Annotated in this window: 5 protein-coding genes; 3 read left to right on the forward strand and 2 right to left on the reverse strand. The window is 68.1% G+C overall.

Features of this window, described 5'->3' with window-relative positions:
* Window positions 1-775 (reverse strand): hypothetical protein (locus I0Q12_RS13070; RefSeq protein ID WP_231610561.1); only part of this gene is annotated, 775 nt, incomplete at its 3' end.
* Window positions 776-885: 110 nt separating this feature from the next.
* Window positions 886-1917 carry an FAD-dependent monooxygenase gene (locus I0Q12_RS13075; protein WP_197252328.1) on the reverse strand — a complete coding sequence of 344 codons (1032 nt, stop codon included), beginning with the start codon at window positions 1915-1917 and terminating at the stop codon, window positions 886-888.
* A gap of 68 nt (window positions 1918-1985) precedes the next feature.
* On the opposite strand from I0Q12_RS13075, the gene I0Q12_RS13080 reads away from it, so the two are divergent.
* From I0Q12_RS13080 to I0Q12_RS13090, 3 genes are all read left to right on the forward strand, one after another.
* Entirely contained in the window at window positions 1986-2537 is a 552-nt protein-coding gene (locus I0Q12_RS13080) for a TetR/AcrR family transcriptional regulator (RefSeq protein ID WP_197252329.1), read from the forward strand.
* A gap of 336 nt (window positions 2538-2873) precedes the next feature.
* The gene (gene gltB / locus I0Q12_RS13085) at window positions 2874-7469 is read left to right on the forward strand and encodes a glutamate synthase large subunit (RefSeq protein WP_197252330.1); all 4596 of its coding nucleotides are present in this window, start codon (window positions 2874-2876) and stop codon (window positions 7467-7469) included.
* On the forward strand, window positions 7462-8819 hold a 1358-nt coding region (locus I0Q12_RS13090), incomplete at its 3' end, for a glutamate synthase subunit beta (RefSeq protein ID WP_197252361.1). The genes gltB and I0Q12_RS13090, both read left to right, overlap by 8 nt.

The following is an 8819-nucleotide window of genomic DNA, read 5'->3' on the forward strand; positions in this document are numbered from 1 at the left end:
GGGCGGGCAACACACGCGGGGGAGTGGCGCTGGTGTCGGTGTCGGTTCTCTCCGTCTGGATGCTGCGACCCCACGCCTGGCACCGCTCCCGGGTGCCGGCCGGGTCGGCGGCGAAGTCGACGGTCCATCCGGATCCGGTGAACAGATCGGTCGCGGGGGACCGCCATTGTCGTTGGCTCGACGTCTGTTTCGAATCCGCCGCCGCGTCCGCCGCCGGTTCGATGGCTTCCGCGGGCGACGCGGTTCGCGCGAACCGGACGACGGCCTCGATCTCCGGCGTCTTCGTGAAGTGATATCGCCCGTCGGGCCACTTCTCCGCGAGCTCGGACCGCTCCGTGCACACGGCAGCCTCGAAACCGGTGCCGGTCGGTGTGATGGACAGGACGTGCGCGCGGAGCGTCCCGACGGGCTGCCGGTCCGGCAGCGGTGTGATCATGCCCGCGGAGGCGGGATCGAGTGCTGCCGCGAATCCGGGATAGGAGTTCTCGATGCCCACGTAGCGGGCGACGAACCTGGCTTCCTCGGCGGCGCGCACGAGCTTGCCGTATTCGTCCTGCAGGTAGACGCCGGGCTCTGCCGACCACACGACGGTCGCGCCCTGGATCTGCTCGGGCGGCCGATACTGCTCGGCCGCCTCGGCCGGTGCTGCGTCCCCGGGTTCGCCACCCGAGCAGGACACCCCCATCAGGGATGCGCCCACCGCGAGCGTCGCGCAGCCCGTCATCCGGCGGAGCGACCGCCCCCGGCGCGCTGGTGCGGACTTCGATCTGTCCATTCGACCCCTCCCGACATCGCAGTTGGATTACTCGGGGGGATTGGACGCATCGGCGAACCGAATGGTTCCGCGCGCCGGCCGGATTTTTTCGGCGGTCGTCCGGGGGCTCCTCAGGCGAACCGCGCCGCGCCGGCGAGGATCGCGTCGCGGATGCCGGTGCCGCGGTGCGCGGTGGTGAGTCGGCTCACAAGGTGCGAGGCCGTCACCAGCCGCTGGGTGCGGCGGCGGCGCTCGCGGTCGTAGCGGCGGAGCGCGTCCGGCACCGGATGCAGGGTGAGCAGGGTCGCGAGCGTGGCTCCGTCGACCATCGCCTCGCACGCGCCGCGTCCCAGGTTCGGTGCCATGGCGTGTGCGGCGTCGCCGATCAGTGCGACGGTGCCGCGCACGTAGGACGGCAGCCTCGGCGACTCGTACAGGTCGTGATGGAGCACCGTGCCCGGCTCGACGCGGTCGAGCACGTCGCGCACCGCGGGATGCCAGTGCCGGTAACGCTCGCGCACGTCGTCGAGGCCACCGGTGGATCCGGCAGGGGCGCGGACGGCGGCGAACCAGTTGGTGAGGTCACCGTCGCGCGGGGTGATGCCGAAGAGCGCGCCCGGCCCCCAGCTTTCGCTCGTGTCGTCGGTGGTACCGGCCACCCAGCCGCGCCACGCGGTCAGCCCGGTGTACAGGGGCCGGTATGCGTCCCCGAACAGAAGGTCGCGGGTGGGACTGCCGATGCCGTCCGCGGCGATCACGACGTCGTAGCCGGTGAGGTCGCCGGGTGCGGGCGCCGGCCGGCCGAAACGGATCGTTCCGGACGGAACGCCGCCCGCGAGGAGACCGAGCAGGGCCGGACGCGAGAGCAGCACCGCGGGTCGGCGGATCCCCTCGAACCGCGCGATGACCCGTCCGTCCCACCGGCGGAACGTCCCCGATGTCTGCAGCACACCCTGCGACTCCGCGGCGCCGCCGAGGCCGGCGGTCTCCAGGGCGTCGAGGGCCTCGGGCCACAGCCCCAGCGCGGTACCGGATTCCGGTAGCGCGGCGGAGCGTTCGAACACGTCGACGTGCCAGCCGTGGCGCAGGAGCGTGTTCGCGGCGGTGAGACCGCCGATGCCGCCGCCCAGTACCGCTGCTTTCCCGCTCCTCGGAGTGGTCATGGCTCGACCCTACTACATCTGTAGTGCCCTGTCACTACTGTTGTAGTGCCGAGGTGTAATGTCACAGCGTGTCCGACAAACGCAGCACCGTCCTCGACGCGGCGATCGACCTGCTCGGCAGAGAAGGAATGCGCGGCCTGACCCACCGGGGTGTGGACGCGACCGCGGGTGTCCCGGCCGGTTCGACGTCCAATTACTTCCGCACGCGGCGCGCACTGCTCGAAGGCGTGCTCGACCGACTCGTCGACCGCGACCGTGCCGACGTGGCCGCGTTGGTCGGGCCGGCGCCGCGGACCGCCGACGAACTCGTGGAGCTGCTGGTCGGCTACGTGCTCACCGCGACCGGACCCGATGTGGTGCGCACCCGGGCTCGCTACGCGCTGTTCGTCGAGGCGGCCTCGGTCGCGGAGTTGCGCACGGCAGTGCAGCTGCGGCGCGACGAACTGCGCGCCTGGGGAACGGGCATGCTCACGGCGCTGGGAGTCGGGACCGACGACGCCGAGCTGTTCGCGCGGGTGCTCATGGACTATCTCGACGGGGTGATCCTGCATCGGCTCACATCGGACGACGACTCCGACCCGCGCGAGGGCATCCGCCGGGTACTCGGGTCGCTGTTGTGAGCGGCGGTTCTGCTCCGTTTCGTCGTGTCACCGCCGCGCTACGGCCGTGTTAACGAAACATCACCGCAGCTCAGGGGATAGGTAGGGCAGCCTTCCTTGCATTACACCCGCATGGTTGACATATCGTCTGTCCGAGACGGTGGACGCACAACGTCCCCACCGGCCGGAAGATCCAGGGCCCGAGCTGCCGAAAAAAAGGCACCCGCATCGTCGCGGAAGGGCGGATACTGACGGTAATCGGTGCCGATCCACCTCGTGTCGGTACTTGCTCACAGCAAGTAGATGGCCATCAGCGCTGCTGGTCGTCGGTGCTATCACATGCAACGAAGGCTAGGTATGAAGCATCTTCCCGGGCCTCAAGGGCTCTACCACCCGGCGAACGAGCACGACTCCTGCGGCGTCGCTTTCGTCGTCGATATGCACGGCCGTAAGAGCCGTGACATCGTCTCCAAGGCGATCACCGCGCTCGTGAACCTGGAGCACCGCGGCGCGGCGGGTGCGGAAACGAATACCGGCGACGGTGCCGGCATTCTCATCCAGGTCCCGGACCGGTACTTCCGTGAAGTCGTCGACTTCGAGCTGCCCGAAGCCGGTGCGTACGCGACCGGTATCGCGTTCCTGCCCCAGGACGCTGCTGCAGCCGACGCCGCGCAGGCGGCCGTCGACAAGATCGTCGCGGAGGAGGGCCTCGAGGTCCTCGGCTGGCGCGAGGTCCCCGTCGACGACTCGGACCTGGGCTCGATGGCCAAGTCCGCCATGCCGACGTTCCGGCAGATCTTCATCGCCTCCGGCGCCCGCACCCTCACCGGGCTCGAGCTCGAGCGCCGCGCCTACGTCGTGCGCAAGCGCACCGAGCACGAACTCGGCAACGAGGGTCCCGGCGAGGACGGTCCCGGCAGCGAGACCGTGTACTTCCCGAGCCTGTCGCCGTCGACGTTCGTCTACAAGGGCATGCTCACCACCCCGCAGCTCGAGGGCTTCTACCTCGACCTGCAGGACGAGCGTGTCGAGTCGGCCCTGGGCCTGGTGCACTCGCGCTTCTCCACCAACACGTTCCCGTCGTGGCCGCTGGCGCATCCGTTCCGCCGCGTCGCACACAACGGTGAGATCAACACCGTCACGGGCAACGCGAACTGGATGCGTGCCCGCGAGGCGCTCATCGAGTCCGAGATCTTCGGTGGCCGGGACAAGCTCGACAAGATCTTCCCGATCTGCACCGAAGGCGCGTCCGACACCGCGCGTTTCGACGAGGTGCTCGAGATGCTGCACCTCGGCGGCCGCAGCCTCCCGCACGCCGTGCTCATGATGATCCCCGAGGCGTGGGAACGCCACGAGAGCATGGATCCGAAGCGCAAGGCGTTCTACGAGTACCACTCGGCGCTCATGGAGCCGTGGGACGGCCCGGCGTCGGTGTGCTTCACCGACGGCACCGTCGTCGGCGCCGTGCTCGACCGCAACGGCCTGCGTCCGTCCCGCGTGTGGGTCACCGACGACGGCCTCGTCGTCATGGCCTCCGAGGTCGGCGTGCTCGACATCGCGCCGGAGAAGGTCGTGCGCAAGATGCGCATGCAGCCGGGCCGCATGTTCCTCGTCGACACCGCGCAGGGTCGCATCATCGACGACAACGAGATCAAGGACGAGCTCGCGTCCGAGCACCCCTACCAGGAGTGGATCGACCAGGGCATCGCCCGGCTCGAGGATCTGCCGCCGAGCAAGTACACCTACATGTCGCACGAGCGTGTCGTGCTGCGTCAGCAGGTCTTCGGCTACACCAACGAAGAGGTCAACCTCCTCGTCAAGCCGATGGCCGCCACCGGTGGCGAAGCTCTCGGCTCGATGGGCACCGACACCCCGATCGCGGTGCTGTCGTCGCGTCCGCGGATGCTGTTCGACTTCTTCCAGCAGCTGTTCGCCCAGGTGACCAACCCGCCGCTCGACGCCATCCGCGAGGAGATCGTCACGAGCCTCGGCGGCATGCTCGGCCCCGAGGGCGACCTGCTGAACCCGACCGCCGACTCGTGCCGTCAGATCCTGGTGTCCGCACCCGTGATCGACAACGACGACCTGCAGAAGCTCATCCACGTCAACGACGACGGGCAGTTCCCGGGCTTCAACAGCGTCATCATCCGCGGCCTCTACAAGGTCGCCGACGGCGGCGAGGGCCTGAAGGCCGCGCTCGACTCGATCCGCAGCCAGGTGTCGGAGGCGATCGCGGGCGGTGCCCGCCTGATCGTGCTCTCGGACCGCGAGTCCGACGAGACGATGGCCCCGATCCCGTCGCTGCTGCTCACCTCCGCGGTGCACCACCACCTCGTCCGCGAGAAGACCCGCACCCAGGCGGGGCTGCTCGTCGAGGCCGGCGACGCCCGCGAGGTGCACCACATCGCCGCGCTGTGCGGTTTCGGTGCCGCCGTGGTCAACCCGTACATGGCGTTCGAGACGATCGACGAGCTGCTGCAGAACGGTGACCTGCCCGAGGGCATGACCCTCGAGAAGGCGATCAAGAACTACATCAAGGCCGCCTCGAAGGGTGTGCTGAAGGTGATGTCCAAGATGGGCATCTCCACGCTCGCGTCCTACACCGGTGCGCAGCTGTTCCAGGTGATCGGCCTGTCCCAGGAACTCGTCGACGAGTACTTCACCGGCCTGCAGTCGCAGCTCGGCGGTGTCGGCCTCGACGAGATCGCACACGACGTCGCGGTCCGGCATGCTGCCGCGTTCCTGGATCGCCCGTCCGAGCACGCGCATCGTGAGCTCGAGGTCGGCGGCGAGTACCAGTGGCGCCGCGAGGGCGAGTACCACCTGTTCAACCCGGACACGGTGTTCAAGCTCCAGCACGCCACCCGCACCGGCCAGTACTCGATCTTCAAGGAGTACACCCGGCTCGTCGACGACCAGTCGAAGCAGCTGGCGTCGCTGCGCGGCCTGTTCGAGTTCCGCAAGGGCCTGCGCCCGGCGGTGCCGATCGAGGAGGTCGAATCGGCCGCCGAGATCGTCAAGCGGTTCTCGACCGGCGCGATGAGCTACGGCTCCATCTCCGCCGAGGCCCACGAGACCCTCGCGATCGCCATGAACCGTCTCGGCGCCCGCTCCAACTCCGGTGAGGGCGGCGAGGATCCGGCGCGCTTCACGCCGGACGAGAACGGCGACTGGCGGCGCTCCGCCATCAAGCAGGTCGCGTCCGGTCGCTTCGGTGTCACCGCGCACTACCTGACCAACTGCACCGACATCCAGATCAAGATGGCGCAGGGTGCCAAGCCCGGTGAGGGCGGCCAGCTTCCGCCGCACAAGGTGTACCCGTGGGTCGCCGAGGTGCGCGGTTCGACGCCGGGCGTCGGCCTGATCTCGCCGCCGCCGCACCACGACATCTACTCGATCGAGGATCTCGCGCAGCTGATCCACGACCTGAAGAACGCCAACCCGAAGGCCCGGATCCACGTGAAGCTGGTGTCCGAGCTCGGTGTCGGCACCGTCGCCGCGGGTGTCTCCAAGGCGCATGCCGACGTGGTGCTCATCTCCGGTCACGACGGCGGCACCGGTGCCTCCCCGCTGACCTCGCTCAAGCACGCGGGTGCGCCGTGGGAGATCGGCCTGGCCGAGACCCAGCAGACGCTGATGCTCAACGGTCTGCGCGACCGCATCGTCGTGCAGGTCGACGGCCAGATGAAGACCGGCCGTGACGTGATGATCGCGGCGCTGCTCGGTGGTGAGGAGTTCGGTTTCGCGACCGCTCCGCTGGTGGTGTCCGGCTGCATCATGATGCGCGTGTGCCATCTCGACACCTGCCCCGTCGGTGTGGCGACGCAGAACCCGGTGCTGCGCAAGCGATTCACCGGCAAGCCGGAGTTCGTCGAGAACTTCATGCTCTTCATCGCCGAGGAGGTGCGTGAGCTGCTCGCCGAGCTGGGCTTCCGCACTCTCGACGAGGCGATCGGCCAAGTCGAGTTCCTCGACACCACGAAGGCCGTCGAGCACTACCGGGCGTCGAAGCTGGACCTGTCGCCGCTGCTGACCAAGGTCACGTCGCCGATCTTCCCGGAGCAGGACCTGCACTGCACCAAGGAGCAGGACCACGCTCTGGACAAGGCGCTCGACAACGAGCTGATCGCCAAGGCGCAGCCCGCGCTGGAGAGCGGCGAGAAGGTCGTCATCGAGACGCAGGTGACCAACGTCAACCGCACCGTCGGCACCATGCTCGGCCACGAGGTCACCAAGGTGTACGGCGGAGAGGGCCTGCCGGACAACACGATCGACATCACCCTCACCGGTTCGGCCGGTAACAGCTTCGGTGCGTTCGTGCCCAAGGGCATCACGCTCCGGCTGTTCGGCGATGCCAACGACTTCGTCGGCAAGGGCCTGTCGGGTGGCCGCATCATCGTGCGCCCGCCGCACACCGCCGCACCGGGATTCGTCGCCGAGGACAACATCGTCGCCGGCAACGTCATCCTGTTCGGTGCCACCGGTGGCGAGGTGCTCATCCGCGGTATCGCAGGCGAGCGGTTCGCGGTCCGCAACTCGGGTGCCACGGCCGTCGTCGAAGGCGTCGGCGACCACGGCTGCGAGTACATGACCGGCGGTAAGGTCGTCATCCTCGGCAAGACGGGCCGCAACTTCGGTGCGGGTATGTCCGGCGGTGTCGCGTTTGTGTACAACCCCGATCGCGATTTCGAGGACAACCTCAATACAGAACTTGTCGATCTCGAGGACCTCGAGGGCGAGGACTTCGCCTGGCTCAAGGGTGTCATCGAGCGGCATCGTGACGAGACGGGCTCCGAGGTCGCAGCCCGCATCCTGGCCGACTGGTCGCAGCAGGTCAGCCATTTCGCGAAGGCCATGCCTCGCGATTACAAGAAGGTACTCATGGCAATCAAGGACGCCACCATTCGTGGTGCGAACGTTGACGAGGCGATCATGGAGGCGGCTCGTGGGTGATCCAAGCGGCTTCCTCAAGCACGGTTCGCGTGAAACGCCGGTTCGCCGGCCGGTTCCGCTGCGGCTCCTCGACTGGAAGGAGGTGTACGAGCCTTTCTCTCGTGACACCCTCCAGGTCCAGGCGAGCCGCTGCATGGACTGCGGTATTCCCTTCTGCCACAACGGTTGTCCTCTCGGGAACCTGATTCCCGAGTGGAACGACCTGGTGTACAAGGGCAAGTGGAACGACGGCATCGAGCGTCTGCACGCCACCAACAACTTCCCGGAATTCACCGGGCGGCTGTGCCCGGCCCCCTGCGAGGCGTCGTGCGTCCTGGGCATCAACCAGGACCCGGTGACCATCAAGCAGGTCGAGGTCGAGCTCATCGAGAAGGCGTTCGAGGACAACCGCGTCGTCCCCGTTCCGCCGTCGAAGCTGACCGGCAAGAAGGTCGCGGTCGTCGGTTCCGGTCCCGCGGGTCTGGCTGCAGCGCAGCAGCTCACCCGCGCCGGCCACACCGTGACGGTGTTCGAGCGCGAGGACCGCATCGGCGGCCTCCTCCGCTACGGCATCCCGGAATTCAAGATGGAGAAGCGCTTCATCGACCGCCGTCTGGCGCAGATGGAGGCCGAGGGCACCATCTTCAAGCCGGGCGTGAACGTGGGCGTGGACATCAGCGCCGACGAACTGCGCGAGCAGTTCGACGCGGTGGTCCTCGCCGGCGGCTCCACCGTCGCCCGCGACCTGCCGATCCCGGGTCGCGAACTCGACGGCATCCATCAGGCGATGGAGTTCCTGCCGCAGGCGAACCGGGTGCAGCTCGGCGACGCGATCACCGACGCGAACGGCCTGCCGCCCATCAACGCGAAGGGCAAGAAGGTCGTCATCATCGGCGGTGGCGACACCGGCGCCGACTGCCTGGGCACCTCGCACCGCCAGGGCGCGGTAAGCGTGCACCAGTTCGAGATCATGCCGCGTCCGCCGGAGCAGCGCGCCGAATCGACGCCGTGGCCGACCTACCCGCTGATGTACCGGGTGTCGTCCGCGCACGAGGAGGGCGGCGAGCGCGTGTTCTCCGTCAACACCGAGGAATTCGTCGGTGTCGACGGCAAGGTCACGGCCCTCAAGGCGCACGAGGTGAAGATGGTCGCCGGGCGCTTCGAGAAGGTCGAAGGCACGGATTTCGAGCTCGAGGCCGACCTGGTTCTTCTCGCGATGGGCTTCGTCGGCCCGGAGAAGCCGGGCCTGCTCACCGATCTCGGGGTGGACTTCAACGAGCGCGGCAACGTCGCCCGCTCGACCGAGTGGTCCACCAACGTCGACGGCGTGTTCGTCGCCGGCGACATGGGCCGCGGTCAGTCCCTGATCGT

This window comes from Rhodococcus sp. CX, assembly GCF_015865005.1.
Lineage (GTDB): Bacteria > Actinomycetota > Actinomycetes > Mycobacteriales > Mycobacteriaceae > Rhodococcus.

Excerpts from the sequence above, each read along its gene's own strand:
- gltB (WP_197252330.1), top strand. The coding sequence starts at position 2,874 with ATGAAGCATCTTCCCGGGCCTCAAGGGCTCTACCACCCGGCGAACGAG.
- I0Q12_RS13075 (WP_197252328.1), bottom strand. The coding sequence starts at position 1,917 with ATGACCACTCCGAGGAGCGGGAAAGCAGCGGTACTGGGCGGCGGCATC.